Source organism: Pseudoalteromonas sp. 2CM28B (genome assembly GCF_023161935.1).
Genome location: NZ_JALNTH010000004.1, coordinates 229,902 through 254,629, shown reverse-complemented (window position 1 = coordinate 254,629; position 24,728 = coordinate 229,902). Strand labels below are relative to the sequence as shown.

General features: G+C 39.7%; 26 protein-coding genes. 13 read left to right on the top strand and 13 right to left on the bottom strand.

From position 1 onward, the window contains the following. Positions 1-44 precede the first annotated feature (44 nt). Positions 45-518: a hotdog fold domain-containing protein gene (locus MTN96_RS07925; protein WP_029773430.1), complete on the top strand. Its 474-nt coding sequence runs from the start codon at positions 45-47 to the stop codon at positions 516-518. Positions 519-525: 7 nt separating this feature from the next. On the opposite strand, the gene MTN96_RS07920 is transcribed toward MTN96_RS07925, so the two are convergent. From MTN96_RS07920 to MTN96_RS07910, 3 genes are all read right to left on the bottom strand, one after another. Continuing rightward, complete coding sequence (locus MTN96_RS07920) at positions 526-1,017, bottom strand: polymer-forming cytoskeletal protein (RefSeq protein ID WP_004587381.1); 492 nt, start codon at positions 1,015-1,017, stop codon at positions 526-528. After that, the gene (locus MTN96_RS07915; protein ID WP_248531137.1) at positions 1,007-2,170 is read right to left on the bottom strand and encodes a M23 family metallopeptidase; all 1,164 of its coding nucleotides are present in this window, start codon (positions 2,168-2,170) and stop codon (positions 1,007-1,009) included. Before MTN96_RS07915 ends, MTN96_RS07920 begins: the two co-directional genes overlap by 11 nt. 138 nt (positions 2,171-2,308) lie before the next feature. Next, positions 2,309-2,623, bottom strand: coding sequence for a YebG family protein (locus MTN96_RS07910; protein ID WP_024034226.1), 315 nt, complete (start codon positions 2,621-2,623; stop codon positions 2,309-2,311). 345 nt (positions 2,624-2,968) lie between these two features. Between MTN96_RS07910 and MTN96_RS07905 the strand changes: the two genes are divergently transcribed. Further along, positions 2,969-3,265 carry a ComEA family DNA-binding protein gene (locus tag MTN96_RS07905; protein ID WP_024034225.1) on the top strand — a complete coding sequence of 99 codons (297 nt, stop codon included), beginning with the start codon at positions 2,969-2,971 and terminating at the stop codon, positions 3,263-3,265. An 11-nt stretch (positions 3,266-3,276) separates the two neighbouring features. Here MTN96_RS07905 and MTN96_RS07900 read toward each other — a convergent pair whose 3' ends face one another. Together MTN96_RS07900 and dsbB are read right to left on the bottom strand one after the other, a co-directional pair. After that, a complete protein-coding gene (locus MTN96_RS07900; protein ID WP_054982151.1) occupies positions 3,277-3,579 on the bottom strand; it encodes a DUF6170 family protein in 303 nt (100 codons plus the stop codon). A 1-nt stretch (position 3,580) separates the two neighbouring features. Beyond that, complete coding sequence (gene dsbB, locus MTN96_RS07895) at positions 3,581-4,099, bottom strand: disulfide bond formation protein DsbB (RefSeq protein WP_248531136.1); 519 nt, start codon at positions 4,097-4,099, stop codon at positions 3,581-3,583. A 522-nt stretch (positions 4,100-4,621) separates the two neighbouring features. Between dsbB and fadR the strand changes: the two genes are divergently transcribed. Then, positions 4,622-5,335, top strand: a complete 714-nt coding sequence (gene fadR, locus MTN96_RS07890; protein WP_004587375.1) for a fatty acid metabolism transcriptional regulator FadR — start codon at positions 4,622-4,624, stop codon at positions 5,333-5,335. A gap of 235 nt (positions 5,336-5,570) precedes the next feature. Continuing rightward, positions 5,571-6,176 carry a peroxiredoxin gene (locus MTN96_RS07885; protein WP_004587374.1) on the top strand — a complete coding sequence of 202 codons (606 nt, stop codon included), beginning with the start codon at positions 5,571-5,573 and terminating at the stop codon, positions 6,174-6,176. A gap of 88 nt (positions 6,177-6,264) precedes the next feature. On the opposite strand, the gene MTN96_RS07880 is transcribed toward MTN96_RS07885, so the two are convergent. Together MTN96_RS07880 and smpB are read right to left on the bottom strand one after the other, a co-directional pair. Next, entirely contained in the window at positions 6,265-8,862 is a 2,598-nt protein-coding gene (locus tag MTN96_RS07880) for a TonB-dependent receptor (RefSeq protein WP_248531135.1), read from the bottom strand. A 637-nt stretch (positions 8,863-9,499) separates the two neighbouring features. Beyond that, positions 9,500-9,979 (bottom strand): SsrA-binding protein SmpB, encoded by a 480-nt coding sequence (gene smpB / locus MTN96_RS07875; RefSeq protein ID WP_004587371.1) that lies wholly within the window; start codon positions 9,977-9,979, stop codon positions 9,500-9,502. Positions 9,980-10,124: 145 nt separating this feature from the next. On the opposite strand from smpB, the gene MTN96_RS07870 reads away from it, so the two are divergent. Together MTN96_RS07870 and MTN96_RS07865 are read left to right on the top strand one after the other, a co-directional pair. Beyond that, a complete protein-coding gene (locus tag MTN96_RS07870) occupies positions 10,125-10,562 on the top strand; it encodes a type II toxin-antitoxin system RatA family toxin (protein WP_055253005.1) in 438 nt (145 codons plus the stop codon). Continuing rightward, positions 10,562-10,879: an RnfH family protein gene (locus MTN96_RS07865; RefSeq protein ID WP_024031817.1), complete on the top strand. Its 318-nt coding sequence runs from the start codon at positions 10,562-10,564 to the stop codon at positions 10,877-10,879. Before MTN96_RS07870 ends, MTN96_RS07865 begins: the two co-directional genes overlap by 1 nt. 64 nt (positions 10,880-10,943) lie before the next feature. Here MTN96_RS07865 and MTN96_RS07860 read toward each other — a convergent pair whose 3' ends face one another. Then, positions 10,944-11,303 carry an outer membrane protein assembly factor BamE gene (locus MTN96_RS07860; RefSeq protein ID WP_004587368.1) on the bottom strand — a complete coding sequence of 120 codons (360 nt, stop codon included), beginning with the start codon at positions 11,301-11,303 and terminating at the stop codon, positions 10,944-10,946. A 107-nt stretch (positions 11,304-11,410) separates the two neighbouring features. On the opposite strand from MTN96_RS07860, the gene MTN96_RS07855 reads away from it, so the two are divergent. Further along, positions 11,411-11,725, top strand: coding sequence for a GIY-YIG nuclease family protein (locus tag MTN96_RS07855; RefSeq protein WP_004587367.1), 315 nt, complete (start codon positions 11,411-11,413; stop codon positions 11,723-11,725). On the opposite strand, the gene MTN96_RS07850 is transcribed toward MTN96_RS07855, so the two are convergent. The 3 genes from MTN96_RS07850 to ilvC all read right to left on the bottom strand — a co-directional run bounded on the left by MTN96_RS07850 (position 11,711) and on the right by ilvC (position 16,525). Continuing rightward, a complete protein-coding gene (locus MTN96_RS07850) occupies positions 11,711-12,889 on the bottom strand; it encodes a tetratricopeptide repeat protein (protein ID WP_121637161.1) in 1,179 nt (392 codons plus the stop codon). The two genes, MTN96_RS07855 and MTN96_RS07850, sit on opposite strands and share 15 nt — an antisense overlap. Before the next feature lie 79 nt (positions 12,890-12,968). Further along, positions 12,969-14,888 (bottom strand): methyl-accepting chemotaxis protein, encoded by a 1,920-nt coding sequence (locus MTN96_RS07845; protein ID WP_024031820.1) that lies wholly within the window; start codon positions 14,886-14,888, stop codon positions 12,969-12,971. A gap of 164 nt (positions 14,889-15,052) precedes the next feature. After that, the gene (ilvC, locus tag MTN96_RS07840; RefSeq protein ID WP_029773436.1) at positions 15,053-16,525 is read right to left on the bottom strand and encodes a ketol-acid reductoisomerase; all 1,473 of its coding nucleotides are present in this window, start codon (positions 16,523-16,525) and stop codon (positions 15,053-15,055) included. Between the two features lie 139 nt (positions 16,526-16,664). Here ilvC and ilvY point away from each other — a divergent pair, with 139 nt between their 5' ends. The 6 genes from ilvY to MTN96_RS07810 all read left to right on the top strand — a co-directional run bounded on the left by ilvY (position 16,665) and on the right by MTN96_RS07810 (position 22,073). Then, positions 16,665-17,570: an HTH-type transcriptional activator IlvY gene (gene ilvY / locus MTN96_RS07835; protein WP_121637162.1), complete on the top strand. Its 906-nt coding sequence runs from the start codon at positions 16,665-16,667 to the stop codon at positions 17,568-17,570. Positions 17,571-17,691: 121 nt separating this feature from the next. Next, on the top strand, positions 17,692-18,738 hold the full coding sequence (locus MTN96_RS07830; protein ID WP_248462546.1) for a GGDEF domain-containing protein: 1,047 nt from the start codon (positions 17,692-17,694) through the stop codon (positions 18,736-18,738). 111 nt (positions 18,739-18,849) lie between these two features. Beyond that, the gene (locus MTN96_RS07825) at positions 18,850-19,713 is read left to right on the top strand and encodes a MipA/OmpV family protein (RefSeq protein WP_282451978.1); all 864 of its coding nucleotides are present in this window, start codon (positions 18,850-18,852) and stop codon (positions 19,711-19,713) included. Between the two features lies 1 nt (position 19,714). Further along, positions 19,715-20,095, top strand: a complete 381-nt coding sequence (locus MTN96_RS07820) for a DUF3019 domain-containing protein (protein WP_024031825.1) — start codon at positions 19,715-19,717, stop codon at positions 20,093-20,095. A 14-nt stretch (positions 20,096-20,109) separates the two neighbouring features. Then, positions 20,110-20,802: a response regulator transcription factor gene (locus tag MTN96_RS07815; RefSeq protein ID WP_024031826.1), complete on the top strand. Its 693-nt coding sequence runs from the start codon at positions 20,110-20,112 to the stop codon at positions 20,800-20,802. A gap of 23 nt (positions 20,803-20,825) precedes the next feature. Then, on the top strand, positions 20,826-22,073 hold the full coding sequence (locus MTN96_RS07810; RefSeq protein ID WP_248531134.1) for an ATP-binding protein: 1,248 nt from the start codon (positions 20,826-20,828) through the stop codon (positions 22,071-22,073). 312 nt (positions 22,074-22,385) lie between these two features. Here the strand turns inward: MTN96_RS07810 and MTN96_RS07805 are convergent, their stop codons facing one another. Both MTN96_RS07805 and MTN96_RS07800 read right to left on the bottom strand, forming a co-directional pair. Next, the gene (locus MTN96_RS07805; RefSeq protein ID WP_138577502.1) at positions 22,386-22,607 is read right to left on the bottom strand and encodes a DUF3820 family protein; all 222 of its coding nucleotides are present in this window, start codon (positions 22,605-22,607) and stop codon (positions 22,386-22,388) included. A 404-nt stretch (positions 22,608-23,011) separates the two neighbouring features. Next, on the bottom strand, positions 23,012-24,586 hold the full coding sequence (locus MTN96_RS07800) for a cation:proton antiporter family protein (protein WP_248531133.1): 1,575 nt from the start codon (positions 24,584-24,586) through the stop codon (positions 23,012-23,014). Positions 24,587-24,728: the final 142 nt, after the last annotated feature.

Genomic DNA, 24,728 nt, shown 5'->3' with positions numbered 1-24,728 from the left:
TGATGTGTTAATTTGAATTTATAAACACAAAATGGGAAATAACAATGAGTAATAAATCAGCCCTTTTAAAAACTTGGCTTAAATTTAAACGCTTACCTTTTGGCAATTGGTTGTTTAGCAAAGCGGTATGCATAAAAGCCCCGTATTTTGGCTCAATGAAACCTTACGTACTCGATTTAAGAGAAGGGCACTGTAGCGCTGTCGTAAAAAACCGCCGTAGTGTGCATAACCATATTGGGACTATTCATGCTATTGCACAATGTAACTTAGCTGAGCTGTGTGCTGGTGTAATGGTAGATGCCACCGTGCCTTATAAAACGCATCGCTGGATCCCAAAAGGAATGACGGTACACTATTTAGCAAAGGTTGATACCGATGTAACTGCTATTGCAGAAATCGACTTGCCTCGCCAATGGGTAGATAAAGAAGATTTAGTAGTGCCAGTTAAGCTTTACAATACCCGCAATGAACTGGTGTTCACTGCAGATATTACGATGTACATAACCGAGAAAAAGTAATGAGCGCTTAATTAGATTTGGCTTTATCAGCGGCTTGCTTATTAACAAACGACAAGTCGCTATCAGCATCATCAAGCAAAGTTTTTACTTCTTTAGCCGGCTTTAAATCTTCGCTAATAAGTTCCGGTTCTTCTTTTTCAAAGCGCTGTTTTAAGCTGCCTTCAATAATGGCTCCAGCATCAATACTTAGTGTATCGTGAAAAACATCGCCATGTACGTGAGCACTGCTTTGAATATTCACTTCACTTGCGTTTAGTGAGCCAATAATTTTGCCTTTTACAATGACACTTTTAGCTTCAACTACACCTTCAACAATGCCGGTAGAGCCAATTACCAGGTGCTCTGCCTTTATATCGCCATCAATTCGGCCATCTAGCTGCACTTCGCCCTGGCTGGTAAGTGTGCCAGTTAAGCGCACATCTTCAGAAATAATAGAAGGGGTATGATTTACTCTTTTTAACGTAGTTTGACTACTTGGTTGCTTTTTTTTACCGAACACGAGAAAGCGCCTTTGTTATTTTTAGAGGATTGACATGTTTGCCATCGAGTAACACTTCATAGTGTAAGTGGGTGCTGGTACTTCTGCCAGTACTGCCCATTAATCCAATTACCTCATTTTTAGCAATTGTTTGGCCTTTTTTCACTTTAATTTTATTTAAGTGGCCAAAACGGGTGACCAAGCCATTTTTGTGCTCTAGCTCGATAAAGTTACCATAGCCGCCATTTTTACCAGCGCGCAATACACGTGCATCAGCAGGGGCAAAAATTTCGGTTTTATGCCAGCCGGCTAAATCAACACCTTTGTGAAAAGCGCGGCGGTTGTTCATCGGATCTTTACGTAACCCAAAGTTGCTCGAAATATAGTATTTAGCCGCAGGCAAGGGCAGTGAGTTAGGCAGCTCTGTTAAAAAGTTTTCAAGGTTGTTAAGTAATAATAGCTTATCAACAATGGCTAAAAACTGCCCTGGTATTTTAGTTTCGTCAAATACATCTAACGGGCCACCTTGCGCACTGGTTTGTGCGCCCAGTGCTAAATGTTGTTCAAGGGCTGATTCTAAGCCTGCGCCTTTTAACATCGCTAAAATTGCATCATGGCGTTTATTAATTTGCGCATCAATAAGCGCAAAATTGTGCTCGTAGTATTTATTTAAGCGCTCGTAACGTGCGGCAAAAGTGATTGGCGTTAGAAGGCTGGCATGTTTGTCTTTCGGCTCTTCATCTACAAGTGGTTCATGAAACTCGCCTTTGTCTTGATTAACAGGCGACTCAAGTTGTTCTTCTAGTTTTATTGCCTCTTTACTAATAGATGCGGGGAGGGATTCAATCATACCTTGCAAAAGTGCTTGCTTTTGCTCTAGTACAGCAAGTTGTTCTAATTGCTTAGCGTGCAGTGCTTTTTGTTCTTGGACCTGTTTTTGCCACGCTTGTTGTTTGTCAATTTGGCTTTGTTCTATGTCGGTAATTTTATTTGTTTGGCTATAAACACGAAAACTAGAAATACCGACCCAAGTAATAGTGCCTAAAATAAGCAGTACTGTAAAAAGCTGAAACCAAGGCGCCAAAACAACATGCTTAACTTCGCCATTTTGACGAATAAGCAACTGACGGGCTGGGAAAAATTTTTGGTAAAAAGACTTAATAAATACTGACATGGCACATAAACACTCGCTATTAACCGGATTAATGTATCAATTTCAGTCTAAAAAGCCAGAAAAAATTTGTAACTGTTCAAAAATTAATAAAAAAGGGCTGCTATTTAGTAGCAGCCCTTTATTTAAAATAGTCACAAATTAGCTAGCTTGTTGCTCGTCGTTATCTTTTATTGATGCTACGTTGTCGGCTTTTTTAGCTTTAGCTGTACCTTTTGTTGTGGGCTCTTTTGCGCCTTTTAACACCGCCATAAAGTCATCTTTACTCTTTGCAATTTCAAGCGCAAGCGATTCAACCTGTTGCTCGCTCAGTGGCACATCTACTTTTTCCAGCATTACTTCAAGCGATTCTGCTATATCGAGCATTTTGTCATAGGCATCCGCTTCTTTTTTAGTAGTAAACGTCATTCGCTCAACTCCGTTTCGTTCTACAACATATTTAACAACAACAGCCATGATCTCTCCTGCTTGATTGCGTGGTAATGTGGTTACTGACCCGTAGGTCACTGTTTTTATATACAGTAAATGTTTGTGTGTAAAATTGCAAGTATTCGGTGCATTTTTAGCTTGTCATCAATTTGACAAAAAAGCGTAACTTTACTTTAGTTAAGCAATCACTTGTTGTACCAGCTGCATTTTAGGTTTTCGGATTTAGGTGATTATGCACTGGAAATAATATAAGTGATGCGCGTTGCTCCTTATTTAACATTATTTCCTCAAATAAAAATTAAGCACATGTTTAAAGCCAAATTAGCCGTTTAACTATAACGCTTTGGTATAAACAAAAATAAGGAATAACAAATGAAAAATCTATTAACGCTACTTATTATTAGCTTTTTAAGCTTTAGCGCGTTTACCCACGCTAACCCTGTTGAAGATAAGCCTATGGTTGAAATGCCGCAAGCGCCGGTTATTAATATTAATAGTGCCGATTCAGAAATGCTGGCCAAGTTGCCTGGTATAGGTAAGAAAAAAGCGCAGGCTATTGTTGATTACAGGGTTGAAAATGGTGAATTTTCCCAGCTGAGCGATTTAACTAACGTAAAAGGAATAGGTAAAAAGCTTGTAGCTAAACTAGAAGGAAAAGTGTCTTTATAATAGGCAGGGCGCTAAGCGCCCTGTGAATACTGCTCAAGTGCTTTGGCTAAATATTTTTTAGCGAAGTTTATTTCAATCGGGGTGGTTAAAAGCGGGTAAAACAGGCCACCTAAAATTAAAAAGGGAATGAGTTCCCACCCTTTAAAAACAGTAAATAACAAAAACAATGGGCTGAGCAATATCAGCTTTACTATTCTTAATAACACTCTATCGGTGGCAGGTAGCATACTTAGCGCAATAGCAACAACGGCTTGTCGCTGCCTCACTTTAAGGTGCTTTAGTTCAGGCAGCTGACTGGTAAAAAACGTAAACATATTAAATAGTCTTTTTAGTAAGTAAGCGAGTGGTAACAATTACAAAAAGCGTGATAGTAAATAACGCAAATAGTATTTCCATCCATGCTGGCATACTTAATCCCGCAAATTGCCAATCGATATTACCGCAATCCCCTGTGGCTTGAAAAAAGCTTGGGATCCATTCATGCAATGGCATAAATGAAGGAAAGTTTGGCTCAAACTCACAGCTAAATGCAAAGGGATCGGTGGTTGTTTGCATTTCAATGTGCTCACGTGCAATAAAGTAACCCCACACACTTGATACACCCCACACTAAATAAGCGATAGCGCGTACTAATTTACTTTGTGGTTTAGTTGCGCCAATAATGCCTGCCACTAATAAGCCTAATACCGCAGTTCGCTGGTAAATACACATAATGCATGGAGCAAGGCCCATCTGGTATTGAAAAAACAGTGCGGTGACTTCTAATAAAAATACAATGCCTGTAAATAGTAGCCATGGAGTACGTTGAGTAGGGAGTTGTGCTAGCCAGTTCATAAAAAATCCGCATTGAAATAAGACGTTGAATTATGTACTAGGATAAAGTAACGAGCAACAAAAAGGGTAAAAAAGCTACCGAAGTGGCTTTTTTTAAGATGAAATTAATAAGCGGTTATGGCCAATCCTATTTAGGGAAAGGTTAAGCTTTTTTTGCTAAGTGAACATGTAATATAAGATTGGTTCGCTAAAAAGGCTTGTTTAAACGTCACAGTGAACAGGCTCTGCTGTATGCAATATTTTGAATGTACTTGCTGCCGCACACGGGAATTATTGTAGTAATGTAATGGTTAAGCAAAAACAGCAATGGTATTAATGTACCTACTATGAATAGGGTTAATTTATTTAGCGAATTAGGCCTAATTTAAGCATGTTGAATTTTATTATTTACTATTGCGAAATTTTCAGCGGTTGGTTGGCACTTATATCAACGAGTTTACTTGTTAGTTATATTTCATCTGGTACAATCTGTCAGTTATTCGTATAAAACGATGAGTTGTGATTAATTCGAGTGGGAATTGAATGAGAATTTTTAAAGCTAAAAGCCCAGCAGGATTTGCTGAAGAGTATATAGTTGAATCTATCTGGAACGGCGATTTCCCTCCAGGTTCAATTCTACCTGCAGAGCGTGAGCTTTCTGAGTTAATTGGTGTAACCAGAACAACCTTACGTGAAGTACTGCAACGTTTAGCACGCGATGGCTGGCTAACTATTCAGCACGGCAAGCCAACCAGAGTGAATAACTTTTGGGAAACATCGGGTTTAAACATACTCGAAACGCTGGCGCGCTTAGATGAAGACAAAATGCCAGAGCTGACCGATCAGTTATTATCTGCACGTACTAATATTAGTGCTATTTATACCCGTGCAGCGATAAAGCTTAACCCTGAGCGTGTTATTGAAATTTTATCAAAAAGCGATGAACTTGAAGACACTGCGCAAGCTTTTGCAGATTACGATTACAAAGTACACCACGAATTAGCTGTCGCTGGTAATAACCGCATATACGTACTTATACTTAACGGTTTTAGAGGGTTTTACTTTAAAATTGGTTGTCATTATTTCTCAGACGCAGGCACTCGCCAGTTAGCACGTCAATTTTATAAAGATCTAACAGTTTTGGCTGAAAACCGTGAGCATGATGGCGCGATTTCAATGATGCGTAAGTTTGGCCATCAAACCGGTGAAATCTGGCAAAATATTAAAGGCGATATGCCTTCCGATATCATGGATTAACCCATTTTTAAAACCTGCAAATGCAGGTTTTTTTATAGGCGTAATAAAGTTTTAATATCTGTTCGGTATTTTCGATTGTGCACATCGCTAAATACGATTGTTCTTTTTTCCTTATTAAATTTAAAATGCCACGTAATTATGTGTTGGCGCTATTGTTTTTTTATTTTTAGCGCCCATATAAGTATCAGCATTGCGTATGCAATCGACAACAAACTCAAAATATTTGGAGAATAAAATGGGTGTATTAGTAGGCCGCCAGGCACCAGACTTTACCGCTGCAGCTGTACTAGGTAATGGTGAAATTGTAGATAGCTATAACCTTCATGAAACAATTAAAGGTAAAAAAGCAGTAATCTTCTTTTACCCACTAGATTTCACGTTTGTATGTCCTTCAGAACTTATCGCATTTGATAAGCGTTATGAAGAATTCCAAAAGCGTGGCGTAGAAGTAATTGGTGTTTCTATCGATTCACAATTCTCACACAACGCATGGCGTAACACTGCTGTAGCAGACGGCGGTATTGGTAAAGTTCAATACGCACTAGTTGCAGACGTTAAGCACGAAATTTGTAAAGCATACGATGTTGAGCACCCTGAAGCGGGCGTTGCATTTCGTGGCTCTTTCCTAATCGATGAGGAAGGTAACGTACGTCACCAAGTAGTGAACGACTTACCACTTGGTCGTAACATCGACGAAATGATCCGCATGGTTGACGCGCTAGCATTTCACAGCGAAAACGGCGAAGTATGTCCTGCTGGTTGGGAAGAAGGTAAAAAAGGTATGGACGCAAGCCCTGAAGGTGTTGCTAAGTTCCTATCTGAAAACGAAGGCGAGCTATAATTTAGCCCCTACGTTTTAATAAAAAAAACCGCCATATGGCGGTTTTTTTGTTTTTAGCATAGCCCATTTAATAATGGGCTATATTAAATTAAAACGAGAAGGTTACTTTAGTGTAGAAGTAACGACCACGAGGGTTGTGTACACCCGATGCATACCCGTAAAGGTCGGCATCGCCATCACCAATGGCAAATGGTGGCTCTTCGTCAAATACGTTATTTACACCAAGCGACACTTTAGTTGCATCACTTACACGGTAAGATGTTTGTAAATCTACCAGTGCTTGCGAGTCAACCATACGCGATGTATTGCTATCAAAGTCTAAATTACCGTCAAAGTCTATATCTGGGGTATCTTCAAACTCGCCTACGTAGCTAATATTTACGTTGGTATTAAATTGGCCAATTTCCCAGTTAGTAGAGAAAATCCAGCGGTGCTCTGGGTAATTGTATTCACCCGTGTAATCGCGGCCGTCTTTTTCAAACTTGTTTTGGTACGCCCATTCTAAGTTAAATTTAAGCAAGCCTAAATCATCCAGCGAATGGTTGTAATTTGCTGATAAATCAACACCTGACACTTCTTGCGAAGAGACGTTTTCAAAGGTGCTGTATATTTTTTGAATGGTGCCTAAGCTATTACCACCACTAGGTGCTAAGCGTACACACACCGTGCTATCTTGGTTATTACACTCAGAGTTATAAATTGGGCCAAATTCTTGTTCATCAATTTTATTATCTTGGGTAATACTCCACACATCTACGCTTAAACCAAACTCAGCAGAAGGTGCCCAAATAAAGCCAACGTTCCATGATTCTGACTCTTCGGCTTCTAAGTCAGGGTTACCCGCAAATTCAATGTTGTAATCTAGCGCGTCACAATCAAGGCCAGTTGCTTCACAGCGATAAGTATCTACAAAAAACTGACTTTCTTGTGATGGACCTAAACCTACTTGTGCAAGCGATGGCGCTCTAAACCCTTGTGCCCACGAACCACGAATGGTTATTTCGTCGGTAGGTGCCCAACGTAAAGCGACTTTAGGGTTAGTTGTATTACCAAAGTCGCTGTAATCATCGTAACGGCCAGCGAGCTGTAGCTCTAGGTTTTCAGCAAGTGGGATTGAAAATTCCACATAGGCTGCGTATTGGTCGCGCTCTGCTGCAGCAGACACAGACTCAGTACCAAAAATTAAACCGCGCTGAAATTGGTCATCCGGTGTATCGGTTACATCTTCTTCACGGTATTCAATACCCGCGGCCATCATAACCACATCATCACCAAAGCTGAATGCTTCACCAGAGATGTTAGCGTCGAATGAGGTCATATGAGACTCACCGCGGCGTACTAAGCTTGTGGTAATTCTGTCAATAACTTCTGGGCTGTTATAGGTGCCACCAAATGGGTTGTAGTTACCGGCATCAATCTCTTGTTGTAAAAAGTCGGTGCGAACCCAACCTTGCGAGCGATCGCCTGTTTGAAGTGATTTACTACGGCCTTTTTGAACCGCAGCTTCCCAGCTCCATTCCTTAATTTCGCCTCTTAGGCCAGCTACAAAGCGAAGCGTGTCTGATTCAATATCCCATTGGCGAGCGCCCGCATCAACCGTACGGTATCGGCCAATTTGAATATCTTCACCAAACGGGTTGTTAGGGTGGCTAGCGGGTACTGTTAAACCTGCATCTTCATCTAGTGGAGTAGGCGCACCGGCTGCAACTGAGGTATTATGCTGCACTGCCATTTCTAAAAAGCCGGTAATACCATTATCAAAATTGTATTCAAATTGAGAAATAGCACCTACGCGCTCAGATTCAGGGGCGATGTAGCCAAATGGGCCGTAATCAAATAAACAACTACCGCTTGATGTGGCGTTTTCTGCAGGACAATCTGGGTCAATTGTTTTTACACCATCAACATAAAAGTAGCCTGGAAAGCCACGAGAAGAGCGAAAGTCTTCGCCGCCATAAGGCGATTGGTTAGCGGTGCCTAAGCTGCCCATTTCATCTGACGAAAGCGAGGTGTTTTTAAAGTAATCAATAATAATTGAGGCGCTGCTTTTTTCGCTAGTTGTACCCCATACTAAACTTGCTGTTGTTTCTTCGTAATTAGGGCCATCGGTACCACCGTAGCCTAAGTTTAGTTCAACGCCATCTATATCTTTTTTCAAAATAACGTTGACTACGCCCGCTACAGCATCAGAGCCATAAATTGCTGATGCGCCATCTTTTAAAATATCAATGCGTTCAATCGCCGATACCGGAATACTATTAATATCGACAAATGAGTTTGTTATACCTTCGGCAAAGGCACTAATAGCCACACGGCGGCCGTTGATTAGTACCAATGTAGCATCAGCACCTAAACCACGTAGGCTGACCGCGGCAGATCCATTTGCAGTTGAATCTTGGTTGTTGCCGCGTGTTGAGAAAGTACCGCTGCCTGCAACAGGCATTCTTTCGAGGAGTTGTTGAAGGTTATCGTAACCCATGTTTTCGATATCTGCTCTGCCAATAGATTGTACTGGCGAAGGCCCTTCGATATCGGTGCGTTTTATGCGCGAACCTGTTACTTCAATGCGTTCTACTTTTTTTGCTTCTTCAGCAGCATAAGCTGTTGTTGTAAACCCTGCTGAAAGTGCGATTGTAGCACCTGCAATTATGCTAGGTGTAAATGCAATTGAGCGATACCAGCCCATAATAGAAAATATGTGCTCAGAGTGCAGTTCTGCAGCTTTTTAGGAAGGCGTCGCGATGTAGTCATAATGGTTTTATTTCAAAGAGTGGCAACGCAGCTAAAATGCTGCAGATGCACTCCCGAGGGGCGAGTTTTAAAAGTGCTTACACTACGTTTTTTGAATTTAAAATAGAAATACTATTCCTTTCATTCAAATGCCTTGTTTAAGCACTTTTAAACTCTCGCTGAGCGTCTATTTTCTATCAAGGGCTGGTATAAATCCTTAAGTCCTTGTTGATATGTTATAAATTTAGTTGCTTAACAAGCGCTGACATTAATATCATGTAACTTAAGTGTTATCAATCTACACCCTTTGCGATTTTAGTATGAGTTTTTGTAGAGTATTGAGGGAAAAATATTCAATAATAGAAACAACGAAAAGGGATAGACAAGGCTAAATTACTCGCTTTGTACCATAAAATTTGCGCACTAAAATGGACAGGCATCTAAAGAAATTAAAAAAATAAATAAAGTGTAATAATTTATTTATATCACGCACAGGGATGAATTAAATAAAGCTGAGGGGAATTTGATCAGGTTGTTTTAAATTTAACCGGTGAGAAATTAAAAAAAACGCCTAAATAAATTAGGCGTTGTGTTTATACTTTATGTTTCATGAGGCGTTCTTTCTCACGCGACCAATCTTTATTTTTGCCGTCTTCACGTTTGTCATGCATTTTTTTACCTTTTGCTAAGTGAAATTCAAGTTTCACCCAACATTTTTTCCAATACATGGCAGTGGCAACAAGTGAGTAGCCATCTCGTTCAGTGGCACCGACTAATCTATCAAGCTCTTTGCGGCTTAATAACAGTTTACGGTATCGCATTGGATCGCAAATAACATGAGTCGAGGCGCTATTTAAAGGCTGAATTTGACTGCCTAATAAAAAAGCTTCGCCATTTTTAAGATGAATATAAGTTTCTGAGATGTTTACCTTACCAGCTCGGATACTTTTTACTTCCCAGCCCTGTAGTTCAACACCTGCTTCAAACTTGTCGTGTAAAAAATACTCATGACGCGCTTTTTTGTTAAGCGCGATGGTATTACTGTTCGATTTTGATGATTTGTTCTTAGCCATAGTGCCCTATAATATACGTATTAAGAGATGTTTTACATCGATTTTTTATATGTGCCTTTAAAATAATCTGGTGAACTTAAGACCATGAAAATTTGGGGAAACGCGCAAAGCTTGCTAAAATTCGCCCACACAGTTGGGAGTGAGTATGCCACAAATAGAAAAAAGTGCGCTGGTTATGTACAGCACTAAAGAGATGTTTGACCTAGTTAATGATGTAGAAGCTTATCCGCAGTTTTTACCTAATTGCTCAGACTCTAAAATCGTTTCGCAGCACAATAATAACATGACCGCGAGTTTAGAAATATCCAAGGCGGGTATAAAAAAGTGGTTTACCACTGAAAACACCTTTATTGACGAGCAAACCGTGCAATTAAGGCTGGTTGATGGCCCATTTAAAACTCTTAAAGGGCGTTGGCATTTTCAAGCGTTAGATAAAAAAGCCTGTAAAGTTGAGCTTAAGCTTGAATTTGAATTCTCTAGCAAGCTTATCGAATTGGCGTTTGGTAAAATTTTTAATGATGTAGCTAAAAATATGGTTAGTGCATTCACGCAACGTGCAAAAGATGTATACGGAGCAAGATAATGATTAGCGTTGAGATAGTTTTTGCATTACCGACTAAAGCAACCACATTAACGGTGGAAGTAGCGCAAGGAACCACAGCCGAACAAGCTGTTATTCAATCGGGGATCATTGATAAGTGCCCTGAAATAGACCCAACTGCGCTTACTTTAGGTGTATGGAACAGAACAGTAAAAGCGCATTACGAATTAAAAGATGGCGACAGAATAGAAATTTACCGTCCACTAATTGCAGACCCTAAAGATGCTCGAAGAAAGCGTGCTGAAAAAGCAAAAGAGGAAGGCCGAGCAAATAAAGTTACCGGTGGGCGTCCTTTATAAAGGTCATTAATGTAGTAAATAAAAAAGGTGAGCCATGCTCACCTTTTTTTAATAACTAGAGCGTTTACTGCTCTAGCGGAGTATCAAAGTTTTCTGGTTGATCATAATCACCCGAAACAGCAACTAGTTGATCATTTTCAAATTTAACCAGCAACTCTTTATGCTGCTCATTATCGCGGCCTTTGTTAAAGCTGTACACATAACGCCAGGTACTATTATCAAACGCATCTTCTGCTATTGGACGACCTAATACATAAATAACTTGCTCTCGTGTCATGTTTACACGAAGCTTATCTACATCTGATTGCTCTAAAAAGTTACCCTGTGGGATATTGATTCTATATACCCAGCTAGAACAACCTGCTAAAGAGCTGAATGTGAGAGCAACGATAAGCCAAAGAGAAAAAGTTTTTAACGACTGCATTGTTAGTTGTGATCCTTATTTTTTATAATCTGCATGATACCGATTAGTCACTGAAGGTAAAACCCTTTTAAGAAATTGTTTTTAGTTACGAGGGTTAGGGTAAAGTTTTGACCACAAACACACAAAAAAGTTTAAGTATAAATATAAGCAAAGCACACAAAGTACCCTCAACGTGGTATTTGTATATAGTGCAAACGCGTTTAGGCCACTGGTATACAGGTATAACAACCAATGTTGATAAGCGCTTAGCCACGCATCAAGCGGGTAAAGGCGCAAAAAACTTAAAAGGCAAAGGCCCTTTAGTTTTAATTCATCAACAAAAGGTGGGCTCAAAAAGCGAAGCCAGTAAGTTAGAGTGGCAAATTAAAAAATTAAGTAGGGCCCAAAAAGAGCACTACGTACAACAGCTAATGACTAAGTGAAGCTGTGGCATTTTTTAATGCTTTTAATTTATTACGATAGCGGGCTTTGTCATAGTTAAACTCGGCGTTTATACCCGCTAAACGCATATAATGTGTTGCCTGCTTTATATTGCCGGTAAAATAATATGCTCGCGCAAGGCCAAAGTGGCTTTCGTGTAACTTAGCGTCAATTTTATAAGCGCTTTTAAAATGCTTAATCGCTTGAGAGTAATTTTTAAGTACCAGTTCACTATTACCCAATGATATATGGTAATACGGGTTAGCTTGGCGCTTTTTATTGAGCTGTTTTAGCATTTGCTGACCTTGTTTAGCACGGTTACTTAAGGTGTACAGCACAGCGAGATTACCTATGGCAGTATGGTTATTTTTATCAAGCAATAATGCATAGTTATATGCCTGTTCAGCTTCTTTTAAATAATTAAGCTGCCTAAATACAATACCTAAATTTCCCCAGCCACCACTGTATAATGGGGCGGCTTCAACGGCGGCACTAAAGTAGCTATAAGCTAAATTATAATTTTTATTTACTAACGCTTGAGCGCCTTTATTGTTATAAAACATAGCCGTAACAAACTCTTTGCTTATTGGGCTGGTTTTAAAGCGTTGTTTTCTTATATTCGGGTCGAAGTCTATGGTTAACTGTTTATCACGTTGATAAACCATTGTGGCTGGTATTGTTTGCATAAGCGCATTGTCAATTGATAAATTAATATGCCCTGTCAGTAAATTAACCCCTTTATTCATTGCCCAATATTCAGGAATATGAACCTTTTGAAAGCGCGCTTTTATACCTAAATAATCGGCTAAGCTATACGCTAATATCGATAACGACAGGCAATTAGCATTTAAATTAGCGTAGGTTTGCGATGCACTCAATGTGGCGCCACTTTGATAGGTTAATGAGTTATCGCCGTTTTTTAATAAAAAACTTAAAATACTGTTCGCTAAGTAATGCGCGCTTCGCTTACTGGTTAAGTGGGCATCAAGTTGGGAAGTGATTGTTTTGTCGAGCTTAAATATGTCTTGCTCGGTTTCGACGTTAATACGGTTAAATGTTGGATGGTTTGCTAGGGCAAGCGGCGGCGGTTCACGCACCGTGGTGTTACATGCGCTTAAATATAAGCAACTACTTAGTAATAATGCGTTAAAACAAGATATGTTCATAAACCACCTCCAACATATTACATCTATAAGTGTAGATGCAATATGCGCAGGTGGTTTATTAAAGTGTTACAAAACGTGTTTAGTGATGTTTTTCAAAGGTGGCTACGAGTGCATCAAGGGCTTGAGCGCTATTTGCTAAATCGCGAATTGCTTGCTCGGTGTTTATTTGCTCATTCATAGCACGGTCACTAATTTCACTTATTTGCTCAATATTACGTCCTACATCAGCAACCACGTTACTTTGCTGCTCAGTTGCGGTGGCAATTAAGGTAGCCATGTCGTTTATTTGATTTGCTGTTTCGCTTATCGCATCAAGCAATTCAACAGAGCTTTGCATTGCGCCTACGCTTTGTTGGGCTTTTTGCTTAGATTGACTAATATCGTTTACTACATCTTCAGAAATAGTGGTCAACTCTTCAATCATTGACTGAATTTCGGTGGTTGATTGCGAGGTACGATTAGCAAGCGCGCGTACTTCATCGGCCACCACTGCAAAGCCTCTACCATGCTCACCAGCCCGTGCCGATTCGATGGCTGCGTTTAAGGCCAGTAAATTAGTTTGCTCTGAAATGCCGCGAATAGAGTCAACAATACTCGCTATATCAATTGTTTTTTTAGAAAGCAGTGTTACTTGCTCGGTAATGCCGTCAATATCAGTGGCAAGCGCTGAAATTGTAGCTTGGCTTTGCAGTACTTGCTGATGGCTTTGGCTGGTGTTTTCTTGACTGCTTTGCGTTAACTTAGCTGCATTAGCCGCACTTTGTGCTATTTCTTGTACAGTTGCGCCCATTTCGTTAATGGCTGCAGCAACCGAAATGGTTTGCTCTTTTTGATTATCAATAGACTGCGAGTTGTTTTTTGCTTGTTCAAATACATGATTAGAACTTTGGCGTATTTCTGTACTTTCGTTGGCGACTTGCTTGATGGCAGTTTCAATTTTATGAATAAACTGGTTAAAGCCATGGCTTAAATTGTTTAGCTCTGGCTGATTAGACTCTGGCAAACGGTACGCTAAATTAGCATCGCCTGATCCTAAACGTGAGAACAGCTCGGCCATATCCGAAAGCGGTGACGCTAAAGAACGTGCTAACAAGTAACTTAGCATGCTAGCAACTAGGGCTATCACTAGCGTAAAGGTAAATATTTGCCACTCCAATGTACCTACTGTCGCAAACACCTCACTTTTAGGTACTTGGGCTAATACGTATAAGTCGGTATTGGCTATTGGCATGGCTGCTAAAAATGTGGCTTCGTTATTAAGTGATAATTCTGTAATTGCAAAACCAGAAGGGTTATACAAAGTACTATGAACATTACTGCCATAAAGTGTGTCTATGTTTACTTTAGCCACTTTATTTGCATCTTTATGTAACTGAATTAAGCCGCTTTTATCTGCAATAAATACAAAGCCTGTTTGCTCAATTTTAAATTGTTGTAGTAGCTTTTGCATGTCGGTGATGCTTTTTGCAAGCCCCGCTAATCCAAGCCCATTTGTTTGTTGATGATTTACAAACATTTTTACATCAGTCGGGGATTCTTGATAAATACTGATTGAGTACGGATTATTTGAGTTGGTAAAGCCAAAAAACCACCCATCAGCCGCGTCGTTTTTAAGCACGCGTAAAAATCCGTGTTGGTTCCAATATTGTGCTGTATCACGGTTAGCCCACGACGCCGTTGCTAAATCAAACTGCTTTGCTACGCGGTTTAATTCTTTAAGCAGTAGTGTGTCGTCTTGGTTATTTGAGCGCGCCCACTCTAAGATAAATTCATTTGATGATAGTTGCTGTGCAGCACCTAGTAGTTCGTTTATTTCGCCACCAATTTGATTACTAATACTGTGTAATTTGCTGGGTAGCTCAGATTCAATCATACGTCGTTCTATAATATCTTCAGAGCTATATAAAGACGTTAAACCAATTAATGCAGCGACACAGATTGCAATGGTACTGCCTAAAATGGTGATTTTTTGAGTGATAGTTAGGTTTTTTATCGTCATATTATTTAACTTTACAACTAGGTAGATAGCCATGTTAGCACATTATTAATTAAGCGCTAATTATTGCAATATATCTAAAAGGGTATACTCGCTTTTTATTATTACTAGCACGAAAAAGCCCACAGCGTACGCATGTGGGCTTGGTTTCTAACAAGCGAAACTAGTTATACAATTTTCTTCATTGCTGACATGTAGCCGCGTAGTCTAGCGCCAACAATTTCAACAGGGTGCTCACGTAGTGCAGTGTTAATTTGAATCAATGTTTGGTTATCTACTTGGTTACTTTGCTCATTTAAGCCTTTACCAATAACATCGGTGTCGATGTTTTTCATAAAATCGGCCAATAATGGTAAACACGCATGGTTGTATAAGTAACAGCCGTATTCTGCAGTATCAGAAATAGTACGGTTCATTTCGAATAACTTTTTACGTGCTATTGTGTTGGCAATTAATGGTGTTTCGTGTAAAGACTCATAATAAGCCGACTCGTCGATAATACCTGCTGCAGTCATGGTTTCAAATGCAAGCTCAACGCCCGCTTTAACCATAGCAACCATTAAAATACCGTTATCGAAAAACTCTTGCTCAGAGATTTCTACATCACCAGCAGGGGTTTTTTCAAAGTTAGTTTCGGCAGTTTCTGCACGCCATTTTAGTAAGTTTGCATCGTCGTTTGCCCAATCTTCCATCATTACGCGTGAGAAAGTACCGTCGATAATGTCATCTTGGTGCTTGTTATAAAGCGGGCGCATAATAACTTTAAGTTCTTCGCTTAGTTCAAACGCTTTTACTTTTGCAGGGTTTGATAAACGGTCAAGCATGTTAGTAACGCCGCCGTATTTAAGGGCTTCGGTAATTACTTCCCAGCCGTATTGAATTAGTTTTGATGCGTAACCCGCATCAATGCCTTTTTCAATCATTTTATCAAAACATAAAATTGAACCGGTTTGTAACATGCCACAAAGAATTGTTTGCTCGCCCATTAAGTCTGATTTAACTTCAGCGATAAACGATGACTTAAGTACACCGGCACGATGACCACCGGTACCCGCAGCGTAGGCTTTAGCTTGTGCTAAGCCGTGACCTTGTGGGTCGTTTTCTGGGTGAACTGCAATAAGAGTAGGTACACCAAAGCCGCGTTTGTATTCTTCGCGAACTTCAGAGCCAGGACACTTAGGAGCAACCATGATTACCGTAATGTCTTCACGAATTTGCATGCCTTCTTCAACAATATTAAAACCGTGCGAGTAAGCAAGTGTAGAGCCTTGTTTCATTAAAGGCATAATGGCAGTTACAACGGCCGTATGTTGCTTATCTGGTGTTAGGTTTAATACTACGTCAGCGCTCGGAATTAGCTCTTCGTAGGTGCCTACAGTAAAACCGTTTTCAGATGCATTTAAGTATGACTGACGACGCTCATCAATTGCTGATTGACGTAACGTGTACGATACATCTAGGCCTGAGTCACGTAAGTTTAAACCTTGGTTAAGACCTTGTGCGCCACAGCCAACAATAACCAGCTTTTTACCTTTAAGTGCATCAACACCATCGGTAAATTCACTTGGGTCCATAAATTCACATTGCGCTAATTGAGCTAACTGCTCGCGTAAAGGTAAGGTATTAAAATAATTCGCCATGTTAGTGTCCTATAATTCGTGTTTGTTAGATGCAAAGCGTATTTGCTTTGCTTAAACACACCATAAAAAAAAACTTTGCTTGCGTAAAATGATATATTTGCACTAAAGTATTTCAAAAAATGAAACATAGAGGCGTGTAATGGATCATAAGCATTTAAATTACTTTTTAGCGTTAGCTAAAACGCTCCATTTTGCCAGGGCGAGCGAGCTGTGCCATATAAGTGCACCTACATTAAGTCGCAATATTAAGCAGCTTGAAGATGAGGTCGGCGTTGCTTTATTTATACGCGATAACCGAAGTGTAAAATTAACTAAAGAAGGGGAGTCGTTTATTGATTACGCCACCTCTACACTGGCTAATTGGCAGCGCTTTAAAGCGAATGTGAAAGACCCAACCCAGCATATTTACGGTAATGTGAGTATTTATTGCTCAGTCACCGCCTCGTATAGTTTTTTGCATCAAATATTAGAACAACTCCGCGCGCAGCATCAGCATATAGAAATAACGCTAAATACCGGCGATCCGGCGTTGGCAATAAACCGAGTACTGGATGCCCATGAATCAATGGCTATTGCTGCACGGCCAAGTAAACTGCCTGCCCAAATTGCTTTTGTTAATATAGGTCACTCTCCACTGGTTCTTATTGGCCCTAAAATTCAATGCCCGATCAGCGAAAAAATAGCGAAAAACGCCCCACATATTGATTGGTCAGAACTGGAGTTTATTGTACCTGAGCAAGGTTTTTCTAGGCAGCGGTTAGAGCAGTGGTGGCGGAAAAATAATGTGCATGGAAAAATTTATGCACAAGTAGCAGGGCACGAAGCTATGGTGTCTATGGTGAGCCTAGGATTAGGTGTCGCCATGGTTCCCAAAATAGTGCTAGATAATAGTCCGCTACAAGACAAGGTACACGTACTGCCTAGTGAAAATTACCAGCCAGAAGGGTTTGATATTGGTTTGGCGGTGCTAAAAAAAGAACTTAACGACCCTGCAATCAGTGCATTATGGAATATTGCACAAACTTTAGGCGCAAATGTTATTTAAGCTTTTAACGATTAATATAATTCAGTAAATAGTATGATTAACAGTTGCGTATGAGTTTACTATTACTTAACATGAAAGCTTAATAATAAAAAATAATGACGCACGAGAGTTTATAATAATTATGGATCATGCTGTATCGCTCGCTCATTCTGCTCAATGTTTAAAAAAAGCAATTCCTCTGATGGTAAAATACCGAATGCCGGTAACGCCTATCAATTACGCTATTTGGTATTGCTATGTGCAAGGCAGTAAGCCAGCATTAAATGCTGAGCTTGATCACGTCATTGCTGAGCAACAAACATGTACTCAAAATAAAGCAAAAGAAATTTTTGATAAGCATTTAAGCGAAGATGACTTAGTGTTTTTTCAAGAAATGGCTGATCGCTTCCATGGCACTATGGAGCAAGTACAGCATGATATAAGCGTTACCCTCGATCATTCTAAAAGCTTTACCACGTCGTTGGTAGATTCTCAAAATGAGTTGGCAAGTTTAGCTAATGTAAATTCGTTTAACGAAATACTCGGTTGTGTTGAACGCTTAACCGACGAGTCGGTGGCTATGCAAGACTATGCGCGAGAATTTCAAACTAAGCTTGCGGTAGCCTATAACGAAATTAAAGATTTAAAAGAAGCACTTAACCTTTCTCAAGAAGCAGCCGATACAGACCCCCTGACAGGCTTTTTTAATAGAAGAAAGTTTGATGATGATATTCAGCAGTTTTGTCAAACCTATTCAGAGCAAGCTGACGAGAGCGTATTGGCGGTACTAATCATGTTTGATATTGATCACTTTAAGCGTTTTAACGACGATTTTGGTCATCAAAAAGGCGATGAAGTACTTAAATTAGTAGCCAAAAAAGTTTCGCAAAATATTTCCGATAGCCTGAATGTTTACCGCTATGGTGGTGATGAGTTTTGTATTACCGGGTATTTTGACAGCATCAACGAGATTATGGTGTTTGCTGATAAAATTCGTTTAGATATTGCCTCATTAACTATCCGTAAAAAAGACGATGTAAATTCTAAACGTGCAATTTCTGCAAGTTTTGGGCTCGCTATTTTACGTCCATTCACGAAAGGTTCGGTACTTATTGAGCGCGCCGACCGTGCTTTATATATAGCTAAAACACATGGTCGCAACCGTATTGAAATAGCCTCTGATATTTAAATGTGATACGCATGTATAAAAATTGTGAATGATTGTAACCAGGTGGCGCACATTTGTGCTTACCTTGCTAGTATGGGTGACTTACTTATTTTACTCATTTAGATTAGGTTAATGCGGCTCAATACTTTTATTTACATTTTTTGCTTTGTGGTGTGTCTTGTTTGCGTGCCTAGCACAGCTTCGCAGGCCTACAACGAACAAGAGTATGCACAGCAACATATTACTGTTAAGAAGTGGCATGTAAATCTAAGTGTCGGCGCGGGTGTTATTACCAACCCTCTGCATGGCGGAAAAAACGTCCCGCTCCCTGTGATCCCACGCATTGCTTTTTATGGCGAGCGCTGGTTTTTCGATAATGGTCGCCTTGGCTACACACTTGTAGAAAATCAAAAGCATCATTTTAATATCGTTTCAGAACTTAACGCAGAGTCACGCTTTTTTATTGATTGGCATCCTAATAACCTCTTTGTTTTACCAGCAACCGCAGGTGCTTCTGCATTAGCGCAAAATAATCCTCAGCCTAAAAAAATAAATATCGATAATATTGATAATCGCCATTTAGCCCTAGATGCTGGGGGCAGCTATCATTATGTGCAGCAAAATCATGTGCTATCGATACAGTTATTACACGATATAAGTAATGTTTATAACGGTACTCGAGGCGCTATACAATGGCAGTACCACAGTGAAGTAGGGCGTTTAAAGTTAAAGCCAACGCTTGGGGTTAACTATAAATCAGCTGAATTAAACAGCTACTATTATGGTTTAAAAGCACACGAAACCTCATTAGGTAAAATTGACGTTGGTAGTAGCTGGCAACCTTATGCTAAAATCGACGCCAGTTGGCCATTGAGTGAGGCTAACAGTCTTCGTTTTCATGTAGCATATTACGACTATTCAGCTATGGATGGCAGTCCGCTTTTTGAACGTAACTATTCAATGACTGCTTTTATAGGATTCGATCATACTTTTTAATATGAAGTATTTAATGTTGATTGTGCTTACAGTTTTTCTGTTTAGCCCTCCCGTTGTAGCGCAAAATGCGTCTTTAAAGGTCTCTCCCAAAGTGTGTGTTGTGTCTGAGCAGCAAGCGTTTTGCGATCTTGATTTAAAGTTTAATTGGCAGCAACCATCGCCAAGCGATGCATGCCTGTACCAACAAAACAAACTGATTAAATGCTGGCAACAGCAGGCTGTTGGTGAGTTTGAGTATAAAGCGCGTGTTCAGGTAGAGACCATATACTCCTTAATCAATCCTCATACCGGTGTGTTAATTGCTAAAACACACGTTGAAGTGCAAAGTGCTGATGCTAAAAAAAGTAGGCGCAGGCTTCGCTCTCCATGGAGCTATTTTTAATTTAGGAGCAACTCATGCCAAAAATTTTACTTGTTGAAGATGACCTAGGTTTACAACAACTAACAAAAGATTATCTTGAACATAATGGCTTAGAAGTAGACGTATTAAGCCGTGGTGATGAAGTATTTAGTTATCTTGAGAATAACGCTGCTGATTTAATGATTTTAGATATTATGTTGCCAGGTAAAGATGGCTTTAGCGTATGTCGACAAGTACGTGATAAGTTTTCGTTGCCAATTTTAATGCTTACTGCAAAAGGTGAAGACTTTGACCAGGTAATTGGCTTAGAGCTTGGCGCAGATGATTATGTGGTAAAACCTGCAGAACCGCGTGTTTTACTGGCGCGTGTAAATGCATTACTGCGTCGCGGGCAACCCGTGGTTAAGGCCGCAGAAGAGATTCAGTTTGGTGATTTAGTCATTGATAAAACCAGCCGAATTGTTAAATTAAACGAAAACGAAATAGTACTTACATCGCATGAGTTTGAGCTATTATGGCTACTTGCCTCAAATGCAGGCGAAGTACTAAGCCGTGAACATGTTCATCAACATATGATTGGCCGTCAATACGATGGGCTTGACCGTACCGTTGATGTACGCGTGTCACGAATTCGCAAAAAGCTAGGTGATAACAGCGATAAACCTTACCGTATAAAAACCGTGTGGGGGCAAGGTTACTTGTTTGTATCAGACGCCTGGGAAAAATAATATATGAAGGTAAATAAGGAATAATGGGCAAACTATTTATAAGTTTATATGTTTATATCATTGTTTCTTTATTTATTGTTAGTGGTGTTATAGAACAAATTTGGCCTTACGAAGAGACGCAGCAGCAAGTGCTGTTAGATGATGAGTTTGGCCAAGCACTTTGGTTATTATCGCAAACCGATGATGGGCTAGATAAGCTAAAACACAGCTTTGAAAGCCAAGTTATTGCCCGCAAAGATCTTATTTTACCCCTTAAGCAGCAAGCCTCATTAGATAAAAATCATTACCTGTACCTGTATGATAAAAAGCAGCGCATAGTGTGGTATGTTGAGCTTGGTGATAACAAACTACTTCAAATTGGTCCAGTAGGCGTTATAAAAGCACCTGAAAGTTCTGTTATCCCGTATTTAATGTTACTGGCTATTGTAGGGTTACCTGTGGGGCTGTGGAGCTTTTTACTATGGCGTGATTTTTCTAAATTAAGCCATGCGTGCGAAGCGGTAGATGGCTCGCAAGACTTTAACTTAAGCAGTCCTTCTAAATCGTTTTTTTTACCCGTTACTGATACTCTAAAAGTAATGCAGCAGCGCATAGAGCATCTTCTTAGTGCGCAACAAGAACTAACCTCCTCTGTATCTCATGAATTTAGAACGCCTCTTGCACGATTAAAATTTGGTATAGCCATGTTAGAAGAAACACTGCAATCGGAAAAAGGGCAACATTACCTAACTAATATGCAGGCAGATATAAGCGAACTTGAAGCGCTTGTGTGTGAAATGCTTGAATATGCTCGGCTTGATTCGCAGCAACCAAGCTTAGTGACAAGCGACGTTGATTTGGCGGCCTTAACACAATCGGTCATTAATAAGCTAAATTTTGCAAGCGGCATAGAGTTTAATGCGGTGTTACCACAGGCTTTAGTGTACAAGTGTGATGCGCACTTTATTGCGCGTGTAATGCAAAACCTGGTGGGCAATGCGTTAAAGTACGCTGTTAGTCGTGTTGATGTCACACTCAAAGCGCAGGGTGATGCAATTTACTTTATTGTGGAAGATGACGGAGAAGGTATTTTAAAAAGCGACAGAGAAAGCGTATTTAAACCTTTTACTCGTTTAGATAAAAGCCGTGATAAAAGCACAGGGGGCTTTGGTTTAGGCTTAGCAATAGTGGCAAAAATTGTATCGTGGCATAAAGGGCACTATTCAATCACTGACTCATCGCTTGGTGGCGCTAAGTTTATAGTTACCTTACCTAATACCTATCCGCAATAATACTTAATCATTTTGTAGGGACAAATGTGTCGCTACCTACGTTAAAAATTCTCATTTACGATTGCATGGATGCAGAAGGTAGAGCAATGCAGGAGTAATTGCCGAGAACAACTAAATAGCAAATTTTTTGCTTAGCTATCAACACGTTTTTCCATCCTCAAAATAGATCACTTTATTATGCGGATTGGTATAAAAGTAACTTACCTAAAAACGCCAGACATAAAAAAAGCGCCTAAGGCGCTTTTTGTGGTTAAAAACCAAAATCAACAAGTAGCAAAATAGTAGACCCGGCTACGTGGAAAAAGTTCTCAATTATTTTTTATTTTTTTTAAGTAGGGGCATCAGCATTTGCTCAAGCCCGTTTAATTTAACCTCGTACATCATTGCAAGCTGCGCTCCGAGTTTACTTTCTGGAAACCCTTGCTGTTTAAACCACACTAGGTAGGGCTCTGGCAAAAGCAATAAGGGTCTGCCTGCGTATTTTCCAAAGGGCATAATTGTATTAATGGCGAGCTTGAGTTCGGCTGTATCCATAATAAGTCAGTAATTGATAAAACGTATAATAGTAATACTACTGCTTATTAATAATAAACGCATTAAATAGTGGCTGGGTAAGCGGGCAAGTAAACAGAAATAAAATAGGCTGTGACGGGCAAGAAACAGCCTATTGAACGAGGGAGTAGGCCCTCTGATTGAATAAATTTGTGTTGATAAATAAATGCTTACCTTGCATTAATTAGCTGGAGTCTAATTATGCGACATAGGTGCGAAGGCGTTTATTTAAACAACACCGGTAGTTTATCTGTTTTTTTACAGATAGAGAGAAGTAATGTAAAGGAATGTAAATAAAATGAGTTTTTAAACTAAAACTAATAAAAAAGCCTTATTAAAAATAAGGCGTTTTCATTTGGTTGTTTTTATTGTTTAGTATAAAAGTGCTATTTTTCAAATAGCTCTTGCTTTACGTGCTCGGCAAAACCACTTCCTGCTTCTAAATAAAAGTTATAGGTCGAGTTTACGCCCATTTGTTCAAGCTCTTTTTGTTGATCAGGGTAATTGGCGATAGCTGTTACTTGGCCGTTATAGCCTGAGGCTTGTAATTGCTCTAGTGCAAAAATATTTTGCATATGCTTTGGCATAGCTAACATCACCATTTCAACATGAGAGTGGTTAACGCGCTGCCAAAAGTCAGGGTCGGTGGCATCGGCAAGGAGTACCTTTCTATTGCGTTTAATATGTTTTTCTACCACCTCTGGTTTTATATCAATGCCCGCCACTACATTAGGGTGAGTCGCATTTATTGTTTCGTAGGCACCTGTACCTATGCGTCCCATACCAAATATAACGATTTTAGTGTCGTTTAAATTAACGGGTAGCTCTTCAGCTAAGCGGGTTTTGCTTTCGAATTTTAATAACCAGCGCTCAATTTTTACGTATAACTCGTTTGAGCGTTTATTAAGAGGCGATGCAATAACAAAGGTAATAGACACCGCAATAGCCATTACCGCCAGCCACTCTGAGGTGATCATGCTTGTAGAGGCTGCCACAGCACACACAATAAGGCCAAACTCACTAAAATTAGCAAGGCTAAATGCAGTGAGTAACGAGGTGCGCGCTCTGAGTTTAAAGGTATTCGTAAACACATAATAAAGTAAGGTTTTAACTGGCAGCACAAATATAAGGATTAACGCTACAATTAATGAATTAGCTGTAAGCTCTGCGTTTAAACCAATACTTAAGAAAAAACCGACCAGCAAAATATCTTTTAAATTAAGCAGCGATTTTGAAAGCTCTCCCGCCTTTTTATGTGGCGCAAACATCATCCCCATAATTAGCGCGCCTAAATCGCCCTTTAAACCTGCAAAATCAAAAGCGTTATAACCGGCTACCAACGCAAAGAAAAAGCCAAATAACGGCAATAGCTCACCATGTTTAGAGCGGTTAAGCACTGCATACATAAGTGGGCGCACTAAAGGGAGTGCAATAATTAAAGCAAGAGCCCACATATTAGGTACTTTGCCGGTGCTAATGGCTAAAAATATAACCGCAAAAATATCCTGCATAACTAAAATGCCAATGGCTATTTTTCCGTGTAGGCTTGCCATTTCACCGCGCTCTTCAAGTACTTTTACCGCAAATACAGTGCTTGAAAAGCTTAGCGCAAACCCAACTAATAAGGCACTTTGCCAGCTTAAATCAACAAACATAGGCACAGCAAAAATACCTAGCAGTAACATAAAGCCACTAAATAATGCACTGCTAAAAATAATGTGTAGGGTAGCGGGTGCCCATACTTGGGGCTTGATTAAGCTGTTTACTTTAAGTTTTAAGCCAATACTAAATAAAAGAAGTGTTACACCCAGTGCCGCAATGGTATCGAGTAGTTCGGTGCTTTTATAGCCAGATAAATTTAATGCAAAACCGGCAAGTAAAAAGCCAATAAGGGGAGGAAGTTTTAATTGATAAACACCAAAGCCACAAACAAACGCGGCGGCAAAATAGATTAGTTCCATAATTCTTAATATCACTTCATTTGGGATTGCAGTGTAGCGAAAATTTTATACCATTGAAAATAAAAATAGCCCTAAAAATGAGCGCGTTTAATCAATTACTTGCCCAGCTACGTATAAAAAATGCACATTAAACACGTATTTA

Bases quoted from the DNA above. Each gene is read 5' to 3' on its own strand.
- MTN96_RS07925 (WP_029773430.1), top strand. From the start codon at position 45: ATGAGTAATAAATCAGCCCTTTTAAAAACTTGGCTTAAATTTAAACGC.
- MTN96_RS07915 (WP_248531137.1), bottom strand. From the start codon at position 2,170: ATGTCAGTATTTATTAAGTCTTTTTACCAAAAATTTTTCCCAGCCCGT.
- MTN96_RS07910 (WP_024034226.1), bottom strand. From the start codon at position 2,623: ATGGCTGTTGTTGTTAAATATGTTGTAGAACGAAACGGAGTTGAGCGA.
- MTN96_RS07905 (WP_024034225.1), top strand. From the start codon at position 2,969: ATGAAAAATCTATTAACGCTACTTATTATTAGCTTTTTAAGCTTTAGC.
- MTN96_RS07900 (WP_054982151.1), bottom strand. From the start codon at position 3,579: ATGTTTACGTTTTTTACCAGTCAGCTGCCTGAACTAAAGCACCTTAAA.
- dsbB (WP_248531136.1), bottom strand. From the start codon at position 4,099: ATGAACTGGCTAGCACAACTCCCTACTCAACGTACTCCATGGCTACTA.
- fadR (WP_004587375.1), top strand. From the start codon at position 4,622: ATGAGAATTTTTAAAGCTAAAAGCCCAGCAGGATTTGCTGAAGAGTAT.
- MTN96_RS07885 (WP_004587374.1), top strand. From the start codon at position 5,571: ATGGGTGTATTAGTAGGCCGCCAGGCACCAGACTTTACCGCTGCAGCT.
- MTN96_RS07880 (WP_248531135.1), bottom strand. From the start codon at position 8,862: ATGGGCTGGTATCGCTCAATTGCATTTACACCTAGCATAATTGCAGGT.
- smpB (WP_004587371.1), bottom strand. From the start codon at position 9,979: ATGGCTAAGAACAAATCATCAAAATCGAACAGTAATACCATCGCGCTT.
- MTN96_RS07870 (WP_055253005.1), top strand. From the start codon at position 10,125: ATGCCACAAATAGAAAAAAGTGCGCTGGTTATGTACAGCACTAAAGAG.
- MTN96_RS07865 (WP_024031817.1), top strand. From the start codon at position 10,562: ATGATTAGCGTTGAGATAGTTTTTGCATTACCGACTAAAGCAACCACA.
- MTN96_RS07860 (WP_004587368.1), bottom strand. From the start codon at position 11,303: ATGCAGTCGTTAAAAACTTTTTCTCTTTGGCTTATCGTTGCTCTCACA.
- MTN96_RS07850 (WP_121637161.1), bottom strand. From the start codon at position 12,889: ATGAACATATCTTGTTTTAACGCATTATTACTAAGTAGTTGCTTATAT.
- MTN96_RS07845 (WP_024031820.1), bottom strand. From the start codon at position 14,888: ATGACGATAAAAAACCTAACTATCACTCAAAAAATCACCATTTTAGGC.
- ilvC (WP_029773436.1), bottom strand. From the start codon at position 16,525: ATGGCGAATTATTTTAATACCTTACCTTTACGCGAGCAGTTAGCTCAA.
- ilvY (WP_121637162.1), top strand. From the start codon at position 16,665: ATGGATCATAAGCATTTAAATTACTTTTTAGCGTTAGCTAAAACGCTC.
- MTN96_RS07830 (WP_248462546.1), top strand. From the start codon at position 17,692: ATGGATCATGCTGTATCGCTCGCTCATTCTGCTCAATGTTTAAAAAAA.
- MTN96_RS07825 (WP_282451978.1), top strand. From the start codon at position 18,850: ATGCGGCTCAATACTTTTATTTACATTTTTTGCTTTGTGGTGTGTCTT.
- MTN96_RS07820 (WP_024031825.1), top strand. From the start codon at position 19,715: ATGAAGTATTTAATGTTGATTGTGCTTACAGTTTTTCTGTTTAGCCCT.
- MTN96_RS07815 (WP_024031826.1), top strand. From the start codon at position 20,110: ATGCCAAAAATTTTACTTGTTGAAGATGACCTAGGTTTACAACAACTA.
- MTN96_RS07810 (WP_248531134.1), top strand. From the start codon at position 20,826: ATGGGCAAACTATTTATAAGTTTATATGTTTATATCATTGTTTCTTTA.
- MTN96_RS07805 (WP_138577502.1), bottom strand. From the start codon at position 22,607: ATGGATACAGCCGAACTCAAGCTCGCCATTAATACAATTATGCCCTTT.
- MTN96_RS07800 (WP_248531133.1), bottom strand. From the start codon at position 24,586: ATGGAACTAATCTATTTTGCCGCCGCGTTTGTTTGTGGCTTTGGTGTT.